Source organism: Pantoea sp. sgz302252 (assembly GCF_047713085.1).
GTDB lineage: Bacteria > Pseudomonadota > Gammaproteobacteria > Enterobacterales > Enterobacteriaceae > Scandinavium.
This window is the reverse complement of record NZ_JBLFJW010000012.1, coordinates 38,224-61,203: the sequence shown is the minus strand read 5'-3', so window position 1 is coordinate 61,203 and position 22,980 is coordinate 38,224. Positions and strand designations below refer to the sequence as shown.

At 53.8% G+C, this 22,980-nt stretch carries 24 protein-coding genes and 1 pseudogene; 7 read left to right on the top strand and 18 right to left on the bottom strand.

What is annotated here, in order from left to right; all coding sequences use genetic code 11:
* Window positions 1–8: 8 nt before the first annotated feature.
* The 4 genes from nrdE to ACLW56_RS11285 form a co-directional block, all read right to left on the bottom strand.
* Window positions 9–2,153 carry a class 1b ribonucleoside-diphosphate reductase subunit alpha gene (gene nrdE, locus ACLW56_RS11300; protein ID WP_330983876.1) on the bottom strand — a complete coding sequence of 715 codons (2,145 nt, stop codon included), beginning with the start codon at window positions 2,151–2,153 and terminating at the stop codon, window positions 9–11.
* Complete coding sequence (nrdI, locus tag ACLW56_RS11295) at window positions 2,126–2,536, bottom strand: class Ib ribonucleoside-diphosphate reductase assembly flavoprotein NrdI (protein ID WP_330983875.1); 411 nt, start codon at window positions 2,534–2,536, stop codon at window positions 2,126–2,128. Before nrdI ends, nrdE begins: the two co-directional genes overlap by 28 nt.
* Window positions 2,533–2,778 carry a glutaredoxin-like protein NrdH gene (gene nrdH / locus ACLW56_RS11290; protein ID WP_330983874.1) on the bottom strand — a complete coding sequence of 82 codons (246 nt, stop codon included), beginning with the start codon at window positions 2,776–2,778 and terminating at the stop codon, window positions 2,533–2,535. The genes nrdI and nrdH overlap by 4 nt, the downstream gene beginning before the upstream one ends.
* Before the next feature lie 182 nt (window positions 2,779–2,960).
* Window positions 2,961–3,392, bottom strand: a complete 432-nt coding sequence (locus tag ACLW56_RS11285) for a carboxymuconolactone decarboxylase family protein (RefSeq protein WP_330983873.1) — start codon at window positions 3,390–3,392, stop codon at window positions 2,961–2,963.
* An 85-nt stretch (window positions 3,393–3,477) separates the two neighbouring features.
* Between ACLW56_RS11285 and ACLW56_RS11280 the strand changes: the two genes are divergently transcribed.
* A complete protein-coding gene (locus tag ACLW56_RS11280) occupies window positions 3,478–4,830 on the top strand; it encodes a PLP-dependent aminotransferase family protein (RefSeq protein WP_330983872.1) in 1,353 nt (450 codons plus the stop codon).
* 115 nt (window positions 4,831–4,945) lie between these two features.
* Here the strand turns inward: ACLW56_RS11280 and ACLW56_RS11275 are convergent, their stop codons facing one another.
* A complete protein-coding gene (locus ACLW56_RS11275) occupies window positions 4,946–5,272 on the bottom strand; it encodes a DUF883 domain-containing protein (protein WP_330983871.1) in 327 nt (108 codons plus the stop codon).
* Window positions 5,273–5,422: 150 nt separating this feature from the next.
* Here ACLW56_RS11275 and ACLW56_RS11270 point away from each other — a divergent pair, with 150 nt between their 5' ends.
* A complete protein-coding gene (locus ACLW56_RS11270) occupies window positions 5,423–5,767 on the top strand; it encodes a DUF2002 family protein (RefSeq protein ID WP_330983870.1) in 345 nt (114 codons plus the stop codon).
* A gap of 40 nt (window positions 5,768–5,807) precedes the next feature.
* On the opposite strand, the gene alaE is transcribed toward ACLW56_RS11270, so the two are convergent.
* Complete coding sequence (gene alaE / locus ACLW56_RS11265) at window positions 5,808–5,957, bottom strand: L-alanine exporter AlaE (protein WP_330983869.1); 150 nt, start codon at window positions 5,955–5,957, stop codon at window positions 5,808–5,810.
* 133 nt (window positions 5,958–6,090) lie between these two features.
* On the opposite strand from alaE, the gene stpA reads away from it, so the two are divergent.
* Together stpA and ACLW56_RS11255 are read left to right on the top strand one after the other, a co-directional pair.
* A complete protein-coding gene (gene stpA / locus ACLW56_RS11260; protein ID WP_330983868.1) occupies window positions 6,091–6,489 on the top strand; it encodes a DNA-binding protein StpA in 399 nt (132 codons plus the stop codon).
* 198 nt (window positions 6,490–6,687) lie between these two features.
* Window positions 6,688–6,846: a YqaE/Pmp3 family membrane protein gene (locus ACLW56_RS11255; RefSeq protein WP_312627877.1), complete on the top strand. Its 159-nt coding sequence runs from the start codon at window positions 6,688–6,690 to the stop codon at window positions 6,844–6,846.
* Between the two features lie 81 nt (window positions 6,847–6,927).
* Here ACLW56_RS11255 and ACLW56_RS11250 read toward each other — a convergent pair.
* A pseudogene (locus tag ACLW56_RS11250) lies at window positions 6,928–7,031 on the bottom strand (short chain dehydrogenase); the annotation flags it as partial.
* 170 nt (window positions 7,032–7,201) lie between these two features.
* Here ACLW56_RS11250 and ACLW56_RS11245 point away from each other — a divergent pair.
* Window positions 7,202–7,540, top strand: a complete 339-nt coding sequence (locus tag ACLW56_RS11245; protein WP_330983867.1) for a DUF1294 domain-containing protein — start codon at window positions 7,202–7,204, stop codon at window positions 7,538–7,540.
* Window positions 7,541–7,574: 34 nt separating this feature from the next.
* Here the strand turns inward: ACLW56_RS11245 and ACLW56_RS11240 are convergent, their stop codons facing one another.
* The 3 genes from ACLW56_RS11240 to ACLW56_RS11230 form a co-directional block, all read right to left on the bottom strand.
* A complete protein-coding gene (locus ACLW56_RS11240; protein ID WP_330983866.1) occupies window positions 7,575–8,645 on the bottom strand; it encodes an ABC transporter ATP-binding protein in 1,071 nt (356 codons plus the stop codon).
* Complete coding sequence (locus ACLW56_RS11235; RefSeq protein ID WP_330983865.1) at window positions 8,638–10,407, bottom strand: iron ABC transporter permease; 1,770 nt, start codon at window positions 10,405–10,407, stop codon at window positions 8,638–8,640. Before ACLW56_RS11235 ends, ACLW56_RS11240 begins: the two co-directional genes overlap by 8 nt.
* Before the next feature lie 139 nt (window positions 10,408–10,546).
* Window positions 10,547–11,638, bottom strand: coding sequence for an ABC transporter substrate-binding protein (locus ACLW56_RS11230; RefSeq protein WP_330983864.1), 1,092 nt, complete (start codon window positions 11,636–11,638; stop codon window positions 10,547–10,549).
* A 400-nt stretch (window positions 11,639–12,038) separates the two neighbouring features.
* On the opposite strand from ACLW56_RS11230, the gene ACLW56_RS11225 reads away from it, so the two are divergent.
* Together ACLW56_RS11225 and ACLW56_RS11220 are read left to right on the top strand one after the other, a co-directional pair.
* Window positions 12,039–12,533, top strand: a complete 495-nt coding sequence (locus ACLW56_RS11225; RefSeq protein ID WP_330983863.1) for a molybdopterin-dependent oxidoreductase — start codon at window positions 12,039–12,041, stop codon at window positions 12,531–12,533.
* A 17-nt stretch (window positions 12,534–12,550) separates the two neighbouring features.
* Window positions 12,551–14,533, top strand: coding sequence for a putative bifunctional diguanylate cyclase/phosphodiesterase (locus ACLW56_RS11220; RefSeq protein WP_330983862.1), 1,983 nt, complete (start codon window positions 12,551–12,553; stop codon window positions 14,531–14,533).
* A gap of 37 nt (window positions 14,534–14,570) precedes the next feature.
* Here the strand turns inward: ACLW56_RS11220 and catA are convergent, their stop codons facing one another.
* From catA to rpiB, 8 genes are all read right to left on the bottom strand, one after another.
* Window positions 14,571–15,248 (bottom strand): type A chloramphenicol O-acetyltransferase, encoded by a 678-nt coding sequence (catA, locus tag ACLW56_RS11215; protein ID WP_330983861.1) that lies wholly within the window; start codon window positions 15,246–15,248, stop codon window positions 14,571–14,573.
* A gap of 101 nt (window positions 15,249–15,349) precedes the next feature.
* On the bottom strand, window positions 15,350–16,051 hold the full coding sequence (locus ACLW56_RS11210; RefSeq protein WP_330983860.1) for a response regulator: 702 nt from the start codon (window positions 16,049–16,051) through the stop codon (window positions 15,350–15,352).
* Complete coding sequence (locus ACLW56_RS11205) at window positions 16,029–17,672, bottom strand: sensor histidine kinase (RefSeq protein WP_330983859.1); 1,644 nt, start codon at window positions 17,670–17,672, stop codon at window positions 16,029–16,031. Before ACLW56_RS11205 ends, ACLW56_RS11210 begins: the two co-directional genes overlap by 23 nt.
* A 156-nt stretch (window positions 17,673–17,828) precedes the next feature.
* Window positions 17,829–18,305, bottom strand: a complete 477-nt coding sequence (locus ACLW56_RS11200; protein ID WP_330983858.1) for a WbuC family cupin fold metalloprotein — start codon at window positions 18,303–18,305, stop codon at window positions 17,829–17,831.
* 98 nt (window positions 18,306–18,403) lie between these two features.
* On the bottom strand, window positions 18,404–19,429 hold the full coding sequence (locus tag ACLW56_RS11195; RefSeq protein ID WP_330983857.1) for an ABC transporter ATP-binding protein: 1,026 nt from the start codon (window positions 19,427–19,429) through the stop codon (window positions 18,404–18,406).
* Window position 19,430: 1 nt separating this feature from the next.
* The gene (locus ACLW56_RS11190) at window positions 19,431–21,005 is read right to left on the bottom strand and encodes an iron ABC transporter permease (protein WP_330983856.1); all 1,575 of its coding nucleotides are present in this window, start codon (window positions 21,003–21,005) and stop codon (window positions 19,431–19,433) included.
* A 25-nt stretch (window positions 21,006–21,030) separates the two neighbouring features.
* Complete coding sequence (locus tag ACLW56_RS11185; RefSeq protein ID WP_330983855.1) at window positions 21,031–22,047, bottom strand: iron ABC transporter substrate-binding protein; 1,017 nt, start codon at window positions 22,045–22,047, stop codon at window positions 21,031–21,033.
* A gap of 302 nt (window positions 22,048–22,349) precedes the next feature.
* A complete protein-coding gene (rpiB, locus tag ACLW56_RS11180; RefSeq protein WP_330983854.1) occupies window positions 22,350–22,820 on the bottom strand; it encodes a ribose 5-phosphate isomerase B in 471 nt (156 codons plus the stop codon).
* Window positions 22,821–22,980 lie beyond the last annotated feature (160 nt).

Below are 22,980 nucleotides of genomic sequence, written 5' to 3'. Positions count from 1 at the left end.
TTCTCTCCTTACAATGCGCAAGACACGCAGCCTTCAATTTCTGTGCCTTCGAGCGCCAGCTGGCGCAGGCGGATGTAGTACAGCGTCTTAATGCCTTTCTTCCACGCGTAAATCTGGGCTTTGTTGATATCGCGAGTGGTGGCGGTGTCCGGGAAGAACAACGTCAGCGACAAGCCCTGATCGACGTGCTTTGTCGCTTCGGCATAGGTGTCGATGATTTTTTCAGGCCCAATCTCATAGGCGTCCTGATACAGCGCCAGGTTGTCGTTGGTCATAAACGGGGCCGGGTAATAGACGCGCCCGGTTTTCCCTTCCTTGCGAATCTCAATTTTCGAGACAATCGGGTGAATACTTGAGGTCGCATGGTTGATATAGGAAATCGACCCGGTCGGCGGCACGGCCTGCAAATTCTGGTTGTAGATGCCGTAACGCATGACGTCATCCCGCAGCTGCTGCCACATTTCGCGTGTGGGCAGCGTGATGCCAGCCTGCGTAAACAGCGTGCGAACACGTTCTGTTTTCGGCTGCCACACCTGCTCCAGATACTGGCGGAAATACTCGCCGCTGGCATAACGAGACTGCTCAAACCCGGCAAAACGCTGGTGACGTTCGCGCGCCATCTGCATTGAGGTATGCAGCGCATGCCAGGTGATGGTGTAAAAATAGAAGTTGGTGAAATCCAGCCCTTCTTCGCTGCCGTAAGCAATTCCCTCGCGAGCCAGATAACCGTGAAGATTCATCTGCCCAAGCCCAATCGCGTGTGACGCAGCATTCCCCGCTTCAACAGATGGCACCGAGCGAATATGGCTCATGCCCGAAACTGCCGACAGGCCACGGATCGCAGTTTCAACCGTGCGGCCGAAGTCCGGCGAATCCATCGTATGAGCAATGTTCAGTGAGCCTAAATTGCAGGAGATATCGTGCCCGGTGGCGGCGTAATCTAGGTTCTCATCAAAGGTTGAGGGGCTGTTGACCTGCAAAATTTCGGAACACAGGTTGCTCATATTGATGCGCCCGGCAATCGGGTTCGCGCGGTTGACCGTGTCTTCAAACATGATGTACGGATAGCCGGATTCGAACTGGATTTCGGCAAGCCGCTGGAAGAAATCACGGGCGTTGATCCAGGTTTTGCGCACGCGTTCGTCTGCTACTAACCGGTCATACATTTCGCTCAGCGCAATATCACCAAACGGTTTGCCGTACAGGCGCTCAACGTCATACGGGGAAAACAGCGCCATCTGCGCATTTTCTTTCGCCAGGCGGAAGGTGACATCCGGGATCACCACGCCAAGCGACAGCGTTTTGATGCGAATTTTTTCGTCGGCGTTTTCACGTTTGGTATCCAGAAAACGCAGAATGTCCGGGTGATGGGCATGCAGATACACCGCGCCTGCACCCTGACGAGCCCCAAGCTGGTTCGCATAAGAGAAAGCATCTTCCAGCATTTTCATCACCGGGATCACCCCGGAAGACTGATTTTCAATACGCTTAATGGGCGCGCCCGCTTCACGCAGGTTCGAAAGCAAAAAGGCGACGCCACCGCCGCGCTTTGAGAGCTGCAACGCCGAATTTACCGAGCGACCAATCGACTCCATATTGTCTTCAATGCGCAGCAGGAAGCAGGAGACTAATTCACCCCGCTGTTGTTTGCCGCAGTTGAGGAAGGTAGGCGTGGCAGGCTGGAAGCGGCCGGAGAGCATTTCGTCAGTGAGCTGACGCGCAAGGGATTCATTGCCCTGTGCCAGCGTCAGCGCGACCATCACCACGCGGTCTTCAAAGTGTTCCAGGAACTGTTTGCCGTCGAACGTTTTCAGCGTGTAGCTGGTGTAAAACTTCCAGGCCCCGAGAAACGTTTTGAACTGAAACTGGCTGGCGTGAGCGTGGGCAAAGAGACTGGTAATAAATGCGCGGTTGAAGCGAGCCAGAACGCGTTCATCGTAATAGCCTTCTGTAACCAGCCAGTCCAGGCGCGCGTCCTGATTGGTGAAGGTGCGTGAGTTCGGGCGCACGTAGGCGGCCATAAAAGCGCTCACGGCTTCGGCATCTTTCTCAAACTGAATGCGGCCGTCTTTATCGTACAGATTCAGCATCGCATTGAGCGCATGGTAGTCCGGGGCGCTGTGGGTCACACGTTCTGCGGTTGTCGTTGCCAAAATTCGCTCACTCCTTTTCGCACATTGTCGATATCGCTTTGGGTGCCCATCAGTTCAAACCTGTAGAGGTAAGGCACGCCGCATTTCTGCGCGATGACATCTCCGGCGCGGCCAAAAGCTTCGCCGAAATTTCGGTTGCCCGAGGCAATCACGCCGCGTATCAGGGCGCGATTGTGCGGGTCGTTTAAAAAGCGGATCACCTGGCGAGGCACCGCGCCTGCCGTGCCGCCTCCGCCGTAGCTGGGCACCACCAAAATATAGGGTTCGTCTACCTGAATGCGTTCCCGTTCATTGAGCGGAATACGCACTGCAGGCAGCCCCAGCCGCTCGATAAAGCGCAGCGTGTTTTCGGAGCTGCTGGAGAAATAGACGAGGGGATTCATGCTCGTGCCGCAATGGCCTCAGGGCGCAGGCGGTTGATCATGTCCGGACGAAAACCAGACCAGCTCACGTCGCCAGCAATCACCACTGGCAGCGAACGAAAGCCTTGCGCACGCAGAGTGTCAGCGGCATCAGGATGGTGGTCGATATTGATCATCTCAAAGTCAAACCCGCGGGACTCCATCGCCCGTTTGGTGGCATGGCACTGAACGCAGTTATTTCGAGTGTAAATAGTAATGCGCATGATTCGTATTTCCGTTTAAAATAAAAAAGCGGCGCAAAAATCAGCGTCGGTTTGGGTGAGTCATCTCTAAAGGGAATACTAGATGTAGTTAAGAAAAACATCAACCATACAATATATAGATATTTTATCGTGATTTTCCCCCGCTAACGAGCGTAGCGAGGGCGAGGGTTTTTTGGTCCTAATTACATGCGCATACTGATGGCGAGGCGGTTAAAGGCGTTCATCAGGCTAATGGCAAACGTCAGGTCGCTAATCTCTCTGGCGCTGAAGTAAGCCTGCAACGGTTGATAGACTTCATCTTCCGCGCGGTTGCGGGCAATGTCCGTCAAATCTTCCGCCCAGGCCAGCGCAGCACGTTCGCGATCGGAGAAGTGATGACTCACACTCCAGCCTGCCAGCGCGTCCAGTTTCACCTGTTCCACACCGCGTTTACGCAGCGCTTTGCTGTGCATTTCCAGGCAGAAGGCGCAGCCGTTGATTTGTGAAATCCGCAGATACACCAGTTCGATAACGGACAAATCCAGTTCGCTGTGTTCCAGCGCTTTTTTCGCCTGGCCCAGGGCGGCATACACTTCAGGGCTCAGTTCATAGTAGGGTTGGCGTAATGTTGTCATGGCAGGTCTCCTCTTTTCGATGAGCACAGTCTGTCACTATAATGGTCTGGTGTAGAGAGCCATCTTTTGAGTAAAAAACCAGACCATGAATTCACCCTCCGCAGGGCCACGCTACCAGAGTATTGCGCGCCAGCTTAAAGCTGCCATTGAACAAGGTGAGCTGCTCCCCGGCAAACGGCTGCCCGCCAGCCGGGTGTATGCCCAGGAACTTGGCGTGTCGCGGGCGACAGTGGAATCGGCCTACGGTGAGCTTGTCGCCCAGGGTTGGCTGGAGCGCCAGGGGCAGAAGGGCACTTTCGTCAGCGCCGGTGTCGTTCGTGGGCCAACCGCGCCAGAACCGACGTGGTTTGGTGGCGAACAGCCAGAGCCGCAGCCCTTCCAGATGGGCTTGCCCGCCTTAGATCTTTTTCCTCGGGCAGTCTGGGCGCGGGTGATGGGGCGACGCTTAAGGACGCAAACGCGTTTTGATCTCGCGCTCGGCGATGTGTGCGGTGAAATGAACTTACGCAACGCCATCGTGGAGTATCTGCGTTTTTCCCGCAGCATTGACTGCATGCCTGAGCAGGTTTTTGTGACCACGGGCTATGCGGCTTCGATGACGCTCATCCTGCAAACACTCAGCCAACCCGGCGACCAAATCTGGCTGGAAGATCCTGGCTTTCCCTTGATTCGCCCGTTGATCAGCAGCCAACGACTGGAACTGTGCCCTGTGCCGGTGGACGATGATGGCATGCAGATTGAAGAGGGAATGCGGCTTGCGCCTGATGCTCGTTTTGCCTTGCTCACGCCAGCACATCAAAGCCCGCTGGGCGTGGCGCTCTCCCTGCCTCGTCGCCACCAATTGTTAGACTGGGCGGCTCATCGGGAAGCGTGGATCATTGAGGATGATTACGACAGTGAATTTCGCTATCAGGGCAAACCGCTCCCGCCGATCAAAAGTCTGGATGCGCCGCAGCGCGTGATTTACGCCGGAACGTTTAGCAAATCGCTGTTCCCGGCGCTGCGCTGTGCCTGGCTGGTGGTTCCCGCGCCGCGGGTGGCGCAATTCCGGCAGCAGGCCTCGTATGCCGCCTGCGGGGTGCCGCTGCTCTGGCAACAAACGTTGGCCGATTTCATCCACGAAGGGCATTTCTGGCGGCATCTCAAGAAAATGCGTCAACACTATGCACAGCGTCGGCAATGGCTGGAGCAGGCGCTGGCCGCGCACGGTTTTCAGGTGGTGCCGCAGCAGGGCGGAATTCAACTGGTGATGTCGGTGGAGGGTGACGACCGGGAACTGGCTGTACGTGGCCGCCGGGCCGGGCTTGCGGTGCAAGCGCTGAGCGACTGGCGAATCAACAGCGAGGGAGCCAATGGATTGCTGATGAGCTTTACCAATATCTCCAGTCCGGCCATGGCGCAACAGCAGGCCAAAATGCTTCAACTGGCCATCAAATAAATATCGAGCTATCAAGCGGCCTGTAGCGCCGCCCGGCAATCAAGCAAATAAAAGCCCCGGCAGGTCAGAAACCTGTCGGGGCAGACGCGTATTTATTATCAGCATGACAGCGTCATTATCGGCGCAAACTCAATAATGCGCCAATAAAGATCCCAACGGCTGCCGCAGCGCCCACGCTGTGCCAGGGTTTGTCCCGCACGAAACTGTCCGCGTAACCTACCGCATCGCGAGCGGCTTGCTGAACGCGAGTGCGGCCATACATTCTGGCTCGGGTTTCGCGAAGCAGGGACTGCGCTTTACGCCGCGCGGCATCCGCTTCGTCTTTGGCATCGCTGCCCCAGGATTTCAACACGTCTTCCAGCGAGTCGGCCAGTTGACTGACATCGTTCTGAATATCCTGAACGCCTTCATCCACCTCGTTACGATTGGGTCTGTTAAACATGGGTTCCTCCCCTGAGTGACGGTGAAATTAAGTTTAGGACAAATTGAAGTGAATCACGCCTTATTCGCCCGTTTATGGATTTTTCTGAAAGCGATGCTATTGCTGAATACTGTAAGGTGGCGTGGCTGTTGAGGACAACGAGGATAAAATATGTATTTACGACCTGATGAGGTGGCGCGCGTTCTTGAAAAAGTCGGCTTTACGATGGACGAAGTGACGCAAAAAATTTACGGTTACCGCCGTGGCGATAATTATGTTTATGTGAATCGCGAAGCCAGGATGGGCAGAACCTCGCTTATCATTCATCCAGCCCTGAAAGAGCGCAGTTATTTGCTGGCCGATCCGGCTTCTGAAATCAAAACCTGCGATCATTATCAGCAGTTTCCGCTTTATTTAGGCGGGGATGCGCAAGAGCATTATGGCATTCCGCACGGCTTCAGCTCGCGCATTGCTCTTGAGCGTTTTTTGACGGGATTATTTGGCGAAGGGAAATAAGCGAACGACTGGCACGCGGCCAGTCGTGTCAGGCTGAGCGTCAGGCATACTGGCTGACGCGAAACAGACGACGGCAGTAATCAAGGAAATCGCCGTACACGGCGCCCACCATCAACGTCTGATTAATGATTATTTTGTGGTGGGTAATCATGCGATAAAACTGACTGGTTATACGCCAGGGTAATGCCATGACGAAATCTATTTTAAATAACATTAAAATGAAGCGGTGTTTCTTGCTCTGCGGGTGGAAAAAACGGTCTGGATATAATAAACTTAATCTCGAAGCGCCATTTTAATTCGTTGCAAAGGATATTTTAAAATATATGCCTGGTATGTTACAGAAATTTAATAATATTCGTACATTGCGCACCATGTCGCGTGAATTCTCCATTGACGTTCTTGAAGAGATGCTGGAAAAATTCAGGGTTGTGACGGAAGAAAAACGCTCTGAAGAAGCCAGCCTGCAAGAAACCATGGCTGAGAAGCGTGAAAAAATTAATGCCTGGCTTAAAATGATGCAGGTTGATGGCATTTCTCCTGACGAGCTTCTTGGTGAGTCTGCGCCAGCAAAATCCAACAGAAAACGTGCCGTTCGTCCGGCAAAATACCGCTACACCGACCTGGACGGTGAACAGAAAACCTGGACAGGCCAGGGGCGTACACCAAAGCCGATTGCGAAAGCACTGGCCGAAGGCAAATCATTGGATGATTTCCTGATCTAATAAAAAACGGTGAGTGATTATTCCTCACCGTTTTTTATTAGCACACACCAAAAAGTGTTTCTCAGGATAAAGCATCGTGCAAAAATCCGTAAAAGGTAAAAGAGGGTAAACCTGATAGAGGAAAATGGCAGCGCAGGTGACAATGGCTATGCTTAGCATTAATACTTTTTATCAATTGCCTGGTTGCATGGAGTTTGTATGGGTTTCTGGCGTATTGTCTTTACTATTCTGATCCCGCCGCTTGGGGTTTTACTGGGTAAAGGGTTCGGTTGGGCTTTTATCATCAATATTGTGCTGACGTTGCTCGGTTATATTCCGGGCTTGATCCACGCGTTCTGGGTTCAAACCCGAGATTAATGTGTAAAAAGGGTCGCCTCGGCGACTCTTTTAACGAATAACCGACTTTAAACAACGAAGCACGGCGCGTGGGCTTCCTCGGCTTCTGTATAACAGCGTTGGGCTCACCAGATTGATTCGAATCCCACGTGGCAACTCACAATCACGAAACCGGCCAATGCGGTGTTAACTGCTGTGGCTTCCACCCACATAAGTGCGGAAATAAAAAGAGATGATAAAGAAGATCTTAGTCGAGGGCGCCTGAATACGACAACCGGGGCAATAACCTATAGCTGAGAGCGGGCAGGGTACCGTTGCGCCGGTCTGTAAAACGCGGCATATTGCGTTCGAATCGGTGAAAAGGACGTCTGGCACGATGAGAATTACCCTGTTTTGCGCTGTGCTGCTGGCACTGTTCCTGGCTGCCAGTCTCTTTTATTTTCAGTCTGTTGTGGCCTGGTTACTGCTGATTAATATCCTTACGTGGCTGGTTTATGGTTTCGACAAACACGCGGCACGCAAAAGCTGGCAGCGTGTGCCGGAAAAAACGCTGCTGCTGTTAGGCGTGGTGGGCGGTTGGGTGGGCGCTTTAGTGGCGCAGGAAGTGTTTCGGCATAAAACGCAGAAACAGCCGTTCCGCACCTGGTTTATGCTCAGCGTTATTCTCAACGTGGCGGTGCTGGTGGGGGTAGGATACTGGCGCGTCAGTGGTTAATTACAGGGAGCGGCAATACCGCTCCCTTTTTAGATCAGGCTTTCGGGAAGATCCAAAGATGGTTTTCCGGTAACGCCAGATGGCAATGCTGCGGATCGCGAACCTCTGCGCCGTACGCTCGAATCACAAAATCATCGCCCGACGTGCGGAACAGGTATTCCCAACGATCGCCGAGATACATGCTGGTCAGCAGCGGCAGTTCAAGCTGATTTTCGCCTGGCCCTTCAACCAGCGTCACGCGTTCCACACGAATAACCGCCGTGCCTTCCTGACCGCTTTGCACGCCTTCCGCTGCTTTGCCCCACAGTGACCAACCGCTGCCTTCAATGCGCGCTTTGCCGTCTCTCACTTCCGTAATTTTGCCGTGCAGACGGTTGTTGCTGCCCATGAACTCGGCGGTGAACAACGTTTTTGGCGAGCCGTACATTTCCTGCGGTGTGCCCTGTTGCTCAATTTTGCCGTTGTTGAGCAGCAAAATGCGGTCGGAAATCGCCATCGCTTCGTTCTGATCGTGCGTCACCATCAGCGCCGATAACCCTAGCTTGATGATCAGCTCGCGCAGGAACACGCGGGCTTCTTCACGCAGCTTGGCGTCAAGGTTCGACAACGGCTCATCCAGCAAAATCACCGGCGGGTTATAAACCAGCGCCCGGCCAATCGCCACACGCTGTTGCTGCCCACCGGAAAGCTGGTGCGGATGGCGTTTGCCCAGATGCCCCAATCCCAGCTGATCCAGCACATCCTGTACGCGCTGGGTAATTTCTTTCGCAGGCACTTTGCGCAGCTTCAGCGGATAGGCCACGTTTTCAAACACGGTTTTGTGCGGCCACAGGGCGTAGGACTGAAACACCAGCCCGAGGTTACGTTCTTCGGCAGGCACTTCACTGCGCGGCGTGCCGTCGTACACTTTGTTCTTACCGATGACAATCGACCCTTGCGTCGGTTTTTCCAGCCCGGCTACGGCGCGCAGCAGCGTGGTCTTGCCGCTGCCCGAGGGCCCCAGCAGCGACACCACTTCACCGCGCTTCAGGTTCATGGACACGCCCTTTAACACCGGATTGTCGCCGTAGGTTAAATGCAGGTTATCGACCGTTAATTCAATCATTTAATTTGACTCCAAAACGAAGGGCAATACCCAGACCTACTACCACCAGCAGGATATTAATAAAGGAGAGCGCCGCCACGATATCAATCGCGCCTGCCGCCCACAGGGAAACCAGCATCGAGCCGATGGTTTCCGTACCCGGCGAAAGCAGGTACACGCCTGTTGAATATTCACGTTCGAAAATCAGGAACATCAGCAGCCATGAGCCAATCAGGCCGTAGCGGGATAACGGAATAGTGACGTGGCGGGTAATTTGCCCGCGCGTGGCCCCGGAGGTGCGTGCTGCTTCTTCCAGTTCCGGCCCCACCTGCAACAGCGTGGAGGAAATCAGCCGCAGGCCGTAAGCCATCCACACCACGGTGTAAGCCAGCCAGACGCTGAAGATGGTGCTGCGAAGCCCGCGCAGCCAGACAATCAGGTTATCGCGCAGCCACTGTGACCACGGCATGCCAGAAAGCCAGCCGGATTTCAGGGCGTTGTCCAGCCACATCGGCAGGAACAGGAACACCCACAGGAACGCCAGTCCGGCGAGCAGGCCAGGCACCGCGCGCGGCACCAGTACGCTGTAATCAAGGAAGCGGGTGGTGTTGTCCGGTTTACGGTGCATGGCGATGCCGATAAACAGATAGCAGCCCACCGCCAGCGCGCCACCCAGCACGCCAATAGACATCGAGTTGACGATAGCGCGCAGCAGGTTTGGTTGTTGCCAGATGGTGCGGAAAGTATTGAGCGACAGCTCATCCCAAATGGACACCCCCACGCCCCAGTTAGAGATAAACGCGCGCAGCATCACGCCCAGCAGCGGAACGCCAATCGTCACGGTCAGCCAGAATGCCACCACTGCGCCCGCGACCCAGCGCCATTTACCCAGCGGTAACGCACGCGCCTGCGACGCTTTGCCTTTCATGGTGACAAAGCGGTTGGCGGTACGCATCAGGCGGCGTTGCAACATCACCAGCGGGATGGTGATACAAATCAGCACCACGGCCACGGCGGCCATCAGGTGGTAAGACGGCGTACCGAGTTTGTTGGTCAACTGGTACAGGTATGTCGCCAGCACCATGTTGCCTTCCGGATCGCCCAAAACCAGCATCAGGCCGAACACTTCCAGCCCGAGGAAAAACAGCAGCACGATGGCGTACAGAATAGAAGGGCGCACCATCGGCAGGCTGACGGCGGTCATCACCTGCAACGGCGAAGCGCCCGAGATGCGAGCGGCCTCTTCCACATCCGACCCGACGCTACGCAGCGCCGAGGAGATATAAAGATAAGCGTGCGGCACGTGCGTCAGGCCAGCAATCACCACGATGCTCGACATGTCGTAGATATTCCACGGCACGAAGCCAATCAGCGATTGCGCCCACAGCGACAGGAACCCGACCGGGCCTGCCGCCACCACGTAACCAAAGCCAAGGACCATCGGTGAAACGAAGATCGGCACGAGGATCAGCGGCTCAATCAGGCGGCGACCCGGCAGGTCGGTTCGCACCATCAAAAAGGCCAGCACGCCACCCAGTGGAATCGCGATAACCACCAGGCCGAAAGCGAGAATAAAGCCGCTCTTCAGCGCCTTATAAAAATCAGGATCGGTGAAAATAAAGCCAAAGGATTCCAGGCTCCACTCTTTGGACGGGGCAAAGAACGGCGCGGATAAAAAGCTCTGTATCACAATGAACGACAGAGGAATGTAGATAACCAGCGCGGTTAATAACACGACTATGCCGCGTGGCAGGCTTTGCCACTTTCTGCTTAATGCGTTCATAGAAAATCCCTGGTCTGGCTGGGAAACACTGATATTGCTGTTTTTGTACGCCCGGAAAGCGCGAGCGCCACCGGGCATTTATTGCCGGATGCGCTGCGCTTATCCGGCCTGCAACCATCAATACATTTTGCCGTGAAGGTTATTTGGCGGCGGCTTCACGCCACTGTTTGATGTAATCCAGACGTTTTTTCGGTTGCAGGTATTCCAGCAGGCTTTCATCGACCGGGATCGGCTTCAGCGCTTTGCCCAGCATTTTGGTCATGCCGTCGATGTCGTTTTTGCCTTCGATATCGTTACGGATGGACGGGATATCCGCCTGGTTTGCCAGGATGCTCTGGCCTTTTTCAGACAGCACATAGTCCAGCCACAGTTTGGCGGCATTGCTGTTTTGCGCCTGCTGGCTGATGAACGACACGCGAGACAGCACCAGGGTGTAATCCTTCGGATAGGAGATGCCCAGCGAAGGGTCAGTTTTGGCGCGGGCTTCAGCGTAAGAACCGAGGATGTTAAAGCCAATCAGGTTTTCGCCCGAAGACACCCTTTCCATCATGGTACCGGTGGAAGACTGCACGGCTAAACCGCCTTTGGCGACGTCAGCCAGGGTTTTGAAATAGTTCGGATCGGCTTTGGAATCCTGCACCGAGAGCATAAAGCCGAGGCCCGATTTCTCGATATCGTAGGTGGTGACTTTGCTCCTGAATTTATCGGCCTGGCTGGCGATCAGTTTTGCCAGCGCGGAGTGGGAATCCGGCACTTCATTCGCCGGGATCAGGCGTTTGTTATAGATAAACACCACCGGCTCATAGGTGGTGCCGTAGGCTTTGTTGTTCCAGATGGCCCATTTCGGCAACTGGCCTTGTTCCGGTGATTGGTATTCCTGCGCGTAGTCGGTCGCGAGCTTCAGGGCGGTGTCCATGGAGGAGCTCCAGACCACGTCGCCGCTGCCGCCGCCAGCCGCCTGTTCGCTGATAAAGCGGTTGTACAGTTCGGTGCTGTTCATGTCGTTGTATTCGACTTTGATGCCCGGGTAAGTGGCCTCGAAGCCCTGAATCAACGGCCCGGCCGCTTTGGTGTCGGTGGTGGAATAAATCACCACTTTGCCTTCTTTGGTGGCGGCATCGACCACCTTTTGGTAGTCCGCCGGATAGCCTTGCGGCAGAGCCGACAGCGCAGACACAGAGAAAAGCACAGTAGCAGTAAGCACAGAGAGACGGAGTGTTGTGTTCGACATTGCAGTTAACCTTTCAGTTACATTTTATTATTCAAAACTCAACATAGCGGATGGCGATAATCAGACAATAGGGGGCGACAGGCGACGTGACTGAAGTGTGATTGCTGGCCTTTTTTAAGCAATTAACACCATAAAAACCACGAAAATAGCGCTGTGTTTATTTGCGCAGATCCCATAAATAGAGTGTTTTTTGAACAGATGTAACGCTGTTTGGCTTAGGTCAAATAACGGCACCGATCTTTGTTAATCAGTAGAAAAATAAGGGTTTATTTAACTGTTTGATTTTAATTGATTATAATAGGGGGCAACGGATTGCATTAACAATAGCCGTGGGCCATATATAAATAGCGCAGTAACTAAATTATAATTCTTTAACATCCGGTTGATAGACGAGGTCAGAATGCGATTCATGGTCATGCTGTTAAGCTTTGTGCTCTCCACACAAGTCTGGGCGGGTGAATTTTCCAAACCTGCCGGTAAAGCTCTTTTAACGATTTCAGGTCATATCGAAAATACCAATGACGGTGGCAAAGCCGTTTTTGATCTCGCAAGTCTTGAGAAACTGGGGATGGTCAGCTTCCAGACCACTTCTCCCTGGTATAATGGCCGCACAACTTTTACGGGTATTTCGCTGCAAAAGTTGATGGATTATGTCGGGGCGAAAGGGACTGTGGTGAAGGTCACTGCGCTCAATGACTACACCACCGAAATCCCCCTCAGTGATTTCAAAAAATACAACGTTATCCTTGCGTTAAAAGTTAACGGAGAATATATGCGTGTCCGTGATAAGGGCCCGTTGTTTGTGGTTTACCCATATGACAGCCTCCCTGAACTGAATAATCAGATTTATTATTCCAGGTCAGCCTGGCAGGTCAGCAGAATGAGTATTGAGTAAGGGGTCAGACGACCAACATGAACAGAATTCTGGCTGGCATCATTTGTTTCCTTTTTATCTCTACCGGATATATCTCTTTCCTTGTGCATGAAAGGCAGCAAGAGTTACAGAAACTGACGCACTATGCCGCTTCGTGGTCAGTGGCGCAGGTGGTTTCAGAGTATTACCGGTTTGAATCGTTACTGGGGCTTTACGCTGTCGATGAGATGATGACGCTGGATGATGTGCGCATGCGCCTCGACATTATGCTCAGCCAGAGTGATTTGATGAAGCAGGGCGACCTGAGTAGTTACATTGAAAGCAGCAAAGCCCATCATGCGCTGGCTGTGCAGCTTGAGCAGACACTGGATTATCTGGACGGTCATCTTGAGAAAATGAACCGCCCACAGCTTCAGGCTTACCTCGAAACCATGCACGCGCTTGATGCACCGCTGGGGCGTTTGTCGTCCAGCGCGTTAGACAAAGACATCAACGCGATAAATGATGCCAACGTTAACATTAACACCCTGTACTATATTTACTCCGCGACGTCGGCCTTGCTGATCATCATGAGTGCGATATTGGGTGGGCTGATCTTTGTTCAAAACAGAAATATTTTGAAGGCACACCTTCAGGTAAAAAGCCTGGCTGAAGCATTGCAGGAATCGAAAGAACAACTGCAGGTCCAGAATGCCAAACTGGAGTATGACGTCTACCATGACTCCCTGACCGAAATGAATAACCGTCATTTCTTCTGGGAGAATTTAAATGAAACCATCGAGGCGGCAGTCAAAAGCAACAGCAACAGCAACAGCAACAGCAACAGCAACAGCAACAGCAACAGCAACAGCAACAGCTCTGTCAGTGTGATGTTGTTTGATTTAGACCGGTTCAAAGAGGTCAATGATACCTATGGGCATGATGTCGGTGACATGTTATTACGCCAGATATCACACCGTCTTATTTCGAGGGGCCTGACGTCCGATTCGCTTTATCGCTTAGGCGGGGATGAGTTTGCGTTTCTCTCAAGCGGCCTGACGGAAAGCAGTGCCGTGTCGCAAGCCCAAAAAATATGCGATGCGATTAATCACCCTTACACGATTAATAATACGATTATTAATATCACCACCTGCGTCGGGATTGTTATTTCAGACACAGAACGCCGCTCCGACTACCTGTATAAATTTGCCGATCTGGCGCTTTATGAAGCCAAAAAAGAAGGCGCGGGGAAGATAAAAGTCTTCCGGCAGTGGATGTTAGATAAGCTACAAGAAAGCCGAACCCTTGAGCATGACATGGCCACGGCGTTGGTGAATAAAGAATTCGTGGTTTACTACCAGCCGATTGTCGACTCTTTCAGCCAGCAAATTTACAGCTACGAAGCGCTTATTCGTTGGCTGCATCCTCTGAAGGGTCTCCTGTCGCCAGACAGCTTTATTCCTGTGGCTGAAAAAACAGGTATGATTAACGAGATGGGGAAGTCGGTGCTTGAAATCGCCTGCCGGGAAGCCGCCTGCTGGGCCGTTCCCGCTAAAATTTCAGTCAACGTTTCCCCTGTGCAGCTCAGCAGCAAAGCCTTTGCCAGCATGGTGCTGTCCATTCTGAACGACACCGGTCTTCCCGCTGATCGCCTTGAACTGGAAGTGACGGAATCCACTCTCTTTACTGAGAGCAGCATGCCGATGACTACGCTTAACAAGCTGCGGGCGATGGGGGTGAATATCTCCATTGATGATTTTGGTACCGGTTATTCTTCTCTTTCGCGCCTCAGCAGTCTTGCTTTCGATAAAATCAAAATCGATAAATCCTTTGTGCGTGCCCTGTCGACGCAGCAAGATGCCCTTAATATTATCAGGCTGATCACCGGGATGGCGAAATCCCTCAACATGAAAGCCGTGGCGGAAGGGGTTGAAACGCAGGAGCAGCTGGAAAGCCTTCAGGCACTTGGCTGTGATTTCGTACAAGGGTATTTGTTTGGAAAACCTCAGCCTTCTATCGATGCAAAAATCAAACACGGTTAAAGGGAAATCTTCTTCCTGAAATGAGGTCTTCAGGACCTCAGGTGTCGAGCTCCTTTGACATGTTCTTTAGATCATCGCACATCTCTTGCAACTCATTGAACAGTCTCGCCAAATGGAAGCCGTCGCACACGGCGTGATGCACCTGCGCGGCGAGGGGCAACAAGACTTTCCCCTCCTGAGGAGAGTATTTCCCAAACGTAAACATGGGGGCAAAAAAGTTCTGCATGTTGGCCACGTTGACATTAAAACTGGTAAAACTTACCCAAGGGATCGCAGAGACGAAAAATATATTTTCCCGGGATTCTTCTTTCGGCCAATAAGAGAGATTATCACCGTAGCGTGCAGTGTCTTCTGAATACACTTGCTGGAAGTGCTGAATATTGCCGTCGAAGTGACTCCATAAAGAAGAGAAAGTCTCCGTTTCTTTATGGAAAATAGTATAGCTTGGATGAACCTCATTCCAGGTGACCAACTCATTATTCTTGATGGCCATCCGGAATTCCGGATGACGGTTTACGATGACAGCAAGCAGGGAAATAATCGTTGGGTAAAACTTCCAGCCTACTTCCTTTATATGTTTTAGCAGTGCAGTAATATCGACCAATACCGTTTGGTTAATGGTGCTTTGAGCAAAGGACTGAAACACCTCAAAATGCTCTTTTCTGGCCCAGCGAGATAAGTCAACAGGCGTATATTCTGCAGGTGTTTTTATCATTTTTTAACCTTTGAAAGAAAATGAGCGAGCAGAGATCAGTGTAAAATTTTTTATGCATTAAGCAAACAGCCGCCAGCCACCCCGTTTTGGTAGCTGGCGCGTTATTTTGCGTCGGGCCGCTTGCGGTAAAGCCTGCGCGGATGGCCGATACTGCCGTACTGAAGTTCTGCGCCAATAAACCCCGTTTCCACGCAATATTCGAGGTAGCGCCGACAGGTGGTTTTGCTGATACCGGTTTGTTCCACCACCTGTTCCACAGACCAGCTTCTGTCCGGATCTTCCGTGAAAGCCTGCTTCACTCGTTCGAGGGTATTCGGTTCAATGCCTTTGGTTGACGGCACGGCAGACGTTTCGGCGGCGGGCAGGTTAAACAGCTTATCCAGCGCGTGCTGATCGACTACTTTCTGTTGGCGCAGGGTGTGCACCAGCAGCATAAAGCGTTCCAGAGAAGCCCGCAGGCGCTGGAAAAAGACCGGTTTAATCAGGTAGTCAAAAGCCCCGCTACGCATCGCGTGGCTGCAGGTCTGCATATCGCTGGCGGCGGTGATAAAAATCACCGAGCACTCGAAGCTTTTCAGTAGCGGGCTGTCGATTAACTCCACGCCTTGTCCGTCTGGCAGAGAGTTATCGAGCAGAATCAGCCGCGGCTGGTGGCGTTGCAGCAGCGTGCGAGCTTGTTCCAGCGTGCTCGCAATTCCCACTATGCGCAGATGGAAATTCTGTTCGATATATTCGCGATGCAGTTCGGCCAGATGCGGCTCATCTTCCACAATGACGACATCAAGCGGCTGGCTGTGAGTCATGAAGCTCTCCTGTCTCAAAAGGGATGAACACGGAAAACAGCGTGCCCTGCGGCGTGTTGTCCGTTACCTCAATGCTGCCCCCGGCATTATCGACATAGCCTGCCACCAGATAGAGACCAATACCGTGCTCTGCTCCGGCAATCTCATCGCCAGCCTGCGGTTTGCTGGTCACACCCTGTTCAAACAGGTGCGGCTTCAGGGCATCTTCCACGCCGCAGCCCTGATCGGCGATTTCGATCAGCAGCTCCTGATTACGATCGGAGATATAGAGTTCAACCGGTGCGTGGGGCAGGGGCGTTTTCAGCGTGGCATCCACGGCGTTATCCAGCAGATTACCCACCACTGACATCAGCGCTGTTTCGGTGATCCCCTGCGGAATGCGCATCAACTGGCACGCCGGATCGAATTGCAGCTCAATGCCTTTTTCCCGCGCACTGACGTATTTCCCCAGCAGCAGCCCGCACAGCGCCGGAGAGGTAAAGCGCGAGGAGACAAAATCCAGCACCTTCTGTGCGCCTTCCGACTGGGCCTGAATGTAGCGGATCGCATCGTCATAGCGCTGCATTTGCAGCAGGCCGACCAGCGTGGCCGTCCAGTTAAGCTGTTCGTGGCGCATGATGCGCAGGTTGTCGGCGTAACGTCTCACCTGGCTTAACTGGCTGCTCAAGGTGTTGATGTCGTTTTTATCGCGGAAGCTGAACACCCAGCCGTTGGCCTCATTCGGCTCAAGCGCAATCGCCACGCGGTTGACGATCATCTGCTTCTGATTAAGCACCATAATCTGGTCGTGTTGCGCCAGGCTGCTATCGGCGAAAAACGCCGGGGGAAGGTGCACCACCTGATCCAGCGGTTTGCCAATCAGCTTGTCTTCCGTCTGGGGTAAATCGAGCAGCTCGCGGGCCGCCCGATTGATCAGCAGGAGTTGCCGTTCGGCATTGACCGCAAAAACTCCTTCGTACATCGCTTCCAGCAGAGCTTTTTGTTGCCGCACCAGCAAGGCGATCTCTTTCGGCTCCAGCCAGAACATCTGCTTTTTCACGTTGCGGGTGAACATCCACGAAAAGAGAAACAGCAACAACAGCAGCGCCATGCCATAAAACGCCGCCTGCCACAGTAAACGCGCGTTAATGTTGGCGATGTAAGAGGTGAGATAGCCGACGGAAACAATGCCGATCACCCGATGCTGGGCATCGAAAATGGGCGCTTTGCTGCGCAGTGAAACGCCAATGCCGCCTTTGCGCATCGAGATAATGGTTTTGCCGCGCAGCACCTCGGCGTTGTCGCCGCCAATCATCGGCAGGTTCAGGCGCTCCGGCGTTTCGGAGTGATACAGATGCTGCTCGTTAACGTCTCCGATAACGATATAGCTGGCATCACTTTGCGCACGCAGCGGCTGGATCAGATTCGCAATGCCTTTTGTATCCCGCGCTTCGACTTTCTCCGCCAGCCCCGGCATCAGGGCTATTTCACTGGCTTGCACTCGCGCGCGTTGCCCTAAATCGTGGTGCAACTGCTTGTCGATGACGTGATAAAGCACCCCGCCCAGAATCGCCAGCAGCAGGCAGGAAAACAGCACCAGTGACAGAAAAAGCTTCACCTGGAAAGGGAGTCTGGATTTCATGCGACCTGCAACGGAGAGGGCCAGAGACATGCTCGCAGCCTAGCATGCGGGCAGAAGCGCCGGAATCGGGATGTTGCAGAGTTGTGAACTGGTTTGCGTCTTAGGAAGAGATGTCAGTTGCGCGAAGGGGGAGGCCACTTCGCGCAACAGGGGGGCTCAGGCTTTGAAACCGCTATCGCCAATTTGCGCCATCGCAGACCAGCGCAGCAGTTCGGCGGTGCCGGGTTCGCCTTCAGCCGGAGACCAGGCGGCAAAATCTTCTTCAGCAACCGGCTGATAGCCGCCGTGTTTGACTTCAAAAATCACGCCGCCTTTGTCCAAAGACAGCACCGAGTGCCAGGTGCCTGCGTCCATCTCAACCACTTTGCAGTCTTCGCCCAGCACCACGCGATGTATGACTTTGCCCTGATCATCAAAGTTCAGCACCAGGAAACGGCCACTCAGCGCAAACAGCAATTCAAAGGTGTGCGGATGACGGTGAGGACGGACGTAGGTGCCCGGCTCCATAGCAATCGCCAGACGCTGTACCGGGTCGCTTAATTCAGGGTGAAGATTACGGTGAGCGCGTAAACGGGGGGATTTGGCCGCCGCGTCGCTCTGCTGATGCATGTCACTGAGGGTGATCGTTTTCATTTGAGTTGCCTGACATTTTGCTGACGAGCACGAAGCTCCGGGGCTAAAGAGTAGCAGTAGCCCGTCACGCAGAAAAGTGGGCTACTGTAACAAGTGACTCAGGCGGCTAAAACGCAGGCGTGACCGCTGACCGCCACGTTGACCGGCGCGCCTTTCTGCCAGTGCTGCTGGCTGAGCGTTTTAACCTGCAACGCCATCGGCCAGCCGGGAGAAGTTAACGTCAGCGTCGAAAGATGGCCGGTAAAATCCACCTCGCTGATGATGGCGGTTGGCTGCTGGTGGGCCGCGGTAATCATCAGCTGTTCCGGGCGCAGCATAATGCGTCTCTCGCCCGTATGCTGAGGATTGCTCACCGAAATATCACCCAGACAGCAACGCGCCACGCCGCCGTTTACTTGCGCAGGGAAGATCAGCGCATCGCCAAGGAACAGCGCGGTTTCTTCATCCACAGGCTGGGAATAAACGTCGACAGGGGAGCCCACTTGCGTGAAACGGCCATGACGAATCACCGCAATCTGGCTGGCAAACGAGAGCGCTTCTTGCTGATCGTGAGTCACCAGAATAGAGGCCACGCCAGCCTGTTCGAGCAAATCAGCCGTGGCTTTGCGCGTGGCGGCACGAAGGCCGGTATCGAGCGCGGAGAACGGTTCATCCAGCAGCATCAATGCCGGTTTTTGAGCGAGCGCGCGAGCCAGCGCCACGCGCTGTTGTTGCCCGCCGGATATCTCGTGCGGCCAGTGCGAGGCAAGGCGAGTATCGAGCGACACCAGCTCCATCAGTTCCGCCACGCGCAGGCGATTTTCCTCTTTCGACCCTTTCAGGCCGTAAGCGATGTTGTCGCCAACTTTCATGTGCGGGAACAGCGCGCCTTCCTGCGGCACAAACCCAATTCCGCGTTCGTGGGCAGGAATAAACGTGTTCGGGTCGAACAGCACTTTATCGCCCAGTGTGATGTGCCCGCCATCCGGAATTTCAAACCCGGCAAGAATTCGCAGCAGCGTGGTTTTGCCAGAACCGGACGGCCCGACAATCGCCGTTCGACTTGCGGCTTTTACCTTCAGGTTGATGTCGTCCAGCACCGTCGTCTGGCCAAATGTCTTCGAAATACCCGATAACTCAATCATCTTACAACCCTGCCAGTTTTTGTGACTGCACGTAAAGAATGCCGGTGAGCGGCAGCGAAATAAGGATCATCAGCAGGGCATAAGGCGCTGCGGCAACATAATCAATTTCGCTGGTCAGCGCCCAGAACCCGGTCGACAGCGTGCGGGTGCCGAGCGGTGAGAGCAATAGCGTGGCGGTTAACTCATTGCAGATCCCAAGGAACACCAGCGCAGCCCCGGCAGCGGCACCCGGAGCGGCAAGGCGCAGCGTGACGCTCCATAGCGCGACGGCGGGTGTTTTCCCTAAGCTGCGAGCCACGTTTTCCAGTTCGACAGGTGCCTGAGCGATGCCCGCGCGCAGGTTAATCAATCCGCGTGGGGCGAACATCAGCAAATAGGCCAGGAACAGCGTGATTTCGGTCTGATAGATAGGGCGCGCGTAATGAATCGTGACCGTCACCAGCGCCAGCGCGACCACAATGCCGGGCAGCGAACTGGTGAAGTAATTACAGCCTTCCAGCACCCGGAACAGCGGGCGAGGATGGCGAACCGACAGCCACGCAATCGGCACGCCAGCCAGCAGCGTTAATGTCGCGCCGCTGCCCGCAAGCACCAGCGTTTGCTGGAGTGACGTCCACAGATTGGCCTGATTCCAGTTTTCGATGCCGCCAAGCCACAGCCAGCGGCAAAGCACCGCCAATGGCACCGCAAAGGCCAACAGAATAACGATGAAAACGAAGAGCTGCCCGAAGCACTGGAAAGCCGCATTCAACTGCCAGCGCGTTTGTTCGCGAGGCGCTCCAGCGCCCACTCGCGCATAGCGTGCTTTGCCTCGCGTGGCACCTTCCAGCGCCAGGATTACCAGGCAGCAAAGCGCCAGCACGCCCGCCAGCATATTGGCCGCCGGGCCGCTAAACGTGGACTGGAACTGGTCGTAAATGGCGGTGGTAAAGGTGTCGAAGCGGATCATCGCATACAGCCCGTATTCCGCCAGCAGATGCAGCGCCACAAGCAGCGCACCGCCCCAAACCGGTAAGCGTAATTGCGGCAGAACAATGCGGTAAAAGACGCGCAGCGGCGGTGTGCCTAATGAAGCGGCAACGTCTTCGAGCGTGGGATCAAGACGGCGCAGCACGGCGGCGACGGGCAGATAAATAAAGGGATAGTAAGCGAGCACGGAAAGAAAAACGCCAGCGCCCAGGCCGTGAATCGAGGGCACGGCGCTGACCCAGGCATAACTTTGCACGAACGCCGGAATGGCGAGCGGCGCAACTGCCAGCATCGACCAAAGCCGTCTGCCAGCAAGCGTTGTTCGTTCTGTCAGCCAGGCGAGCAGCACGCCGACAAACACACTCAGCGGAACGGTCACCAGCACTAACAGCAGCGTGTTGCTGAGAAGCTCAGCAACACGCGGGCGAAAGATGAGTGCTTTAACGGTCTCCCAACCGGTATCAAAGCCAATGTAAACCACAAAGGCAGGCGGGAGAAGCGCCAGCAGCGAGACCATCACTGCCAGCATCACCATCACAGGCGCGGGGCGATGTGACAGCACCGGGCGTGGCGCGAGAGATTTCTCGCTAACATTCACAACGGACATTAAGCACTCACCACAGTCAGTTCAATCAGAGCAGGCCAGCCTGAGTCATCAGGTCGATAACCTTCTTGCTGTTCAGCGTAGAAGCTTCGACTTTAGGTGCATCCAGCTCTTTCAGTGGAACCAGTTTCGGGTTGGACGCGGCGTTCACACCCACCGCATATTCAAAGGCGTCGTTGGTACGCAGAGATGCCTGGCCTGCTTTACCGGTGATCCACTTGATAAAGGCCTGAGCCTGCTGCTGGTGTTTGCTGGAAGCCAGCACGCCGCCACCAGAGATGCTGACGAATGCGCCCGGGTCCTGATGTTTAAAGTAGTAGAGTTTGGTGTTTTTGCTGTTCTCGCCGGTTTTCGCCTGGTCAACAAAACGGTAGTAGTGATAGATAACGCCGCCATCAATCTGGCCTGCGTTCACCGCTTTCATCACTGTGCTGTTGCCTTTGTAGGCCACGAAGTTGGTTTTCATCGCTTTCAGCCATTCCAGGGTGGCTTTCTCGCCTTTCAGCGCCAGCATCGCGCTGACGATAGCCTGGAAATCAGCACCGGACGGAGAAGCAGCCCAGCGGCCTTTCCACTCAGGTTTCGCCAGATCCATCAGAGAATGCGGCAATTGGGATTCAGACAGTTTCACCGGGTTGTAAACGAACACGGTGCTGCGGGCGGCAATGCCAATCCAGCGGCCATGTTCAGGACGGTAAGCCGGAGCCACCTGAGCAAGCGTGGCGGCATCCAGCGGCGCAAACAATTTGGCGTTATCGACCAGCACCATCGCCGGGGAGTTTTCGGTCAGGAACACATCGGCAGGGGACGCGCTGCCTTCCTGCACCAGTTGGTTGCCCAGCTCGCTGTCGCCGCCGTTACGCAGCGTCACTTTAATGCCGGTTTCTTTGGTGAAGCCATCCACCCACGCCTGAACCAGGTTCTCATGCTGCGCGTTGTACACCACGATACCTTCGTTGTTATCCGCCGCCTGTGCCAGAGGCGAAAGCAGCAGCGAGGAAGTCATCATCACGAGAGAGCACAAAGACGATACGCCAAATTTCATAAGTTAATCCTTCATAAAAGTGAGTCATAAACACCAGAAAGCATAACGAGGCGAATTAAAACACAATACACATCGAATGATAATGAAAGTGATTCTCATTAGAGAATAAAGAAGGGAAATCGGGGGAATGGCGCTTTTCGCGGAACAAAAAACCAGTTCAGCAGGTAGGGCAGAAGGAAAGCTTAAAAAAAGCTTAATACCGATAAAATCTTTGGTTTTTTATGGCGGTGAGTTCGCTACTGTAAGTCATCGCGGTGGTGACTTTTTGCGTTTTCCCAAAAGCGCCATAGCCATTGTCTTCATCATTTGGATGAGCTGGTGGAATGGGCCATATTTTCATAGTAAGTGATACGTTCGACTTTTGGCCCGGAACGACCGGCTTCAAATTCAGCATCAAGCCAGGTATCAACCAGCGTTAATGCCAGTTCGCTCCCAATAACGCGTGCACCGATCGTCATGATTTGCGCATTGTTACTTTTGCGAGCCCGCGAGGCAGAGTATACGTCGTGGCACTGGGCTGCGCGGATCCCCTGGACTTTATTCGCAACAATGGCCATGCCGATTCCGGTGCCGCACAGCAGAATACCGCGTTCAAACGTTCCTTTACGAATTTCGGTCGCGAGGTTAAAAGCAATATCCGGGTACATTTGATCGTTACCCGTCATGTCATGGCTAAAATCAACAACCTCAACCCCGCGGTTAAGCAGATGATCTTTGACCCGATTTTTGAGTTCGGTTGCGGCGTCATCGGCGCCAATGGCAACTTTTAACATGTTGATTTCCTGTATGGCTATTGCATCAGTACGTGTAGCTTCCCCTCGACCATGTTCTGTATCGGGAGCCGTTGTGTGGCTATTTTTTGTTTCTAATGATCATTTGGTGATCATATGTTCATTCATTATTAGCGGCAATTCAGGAAATTAAAAAGGGTGG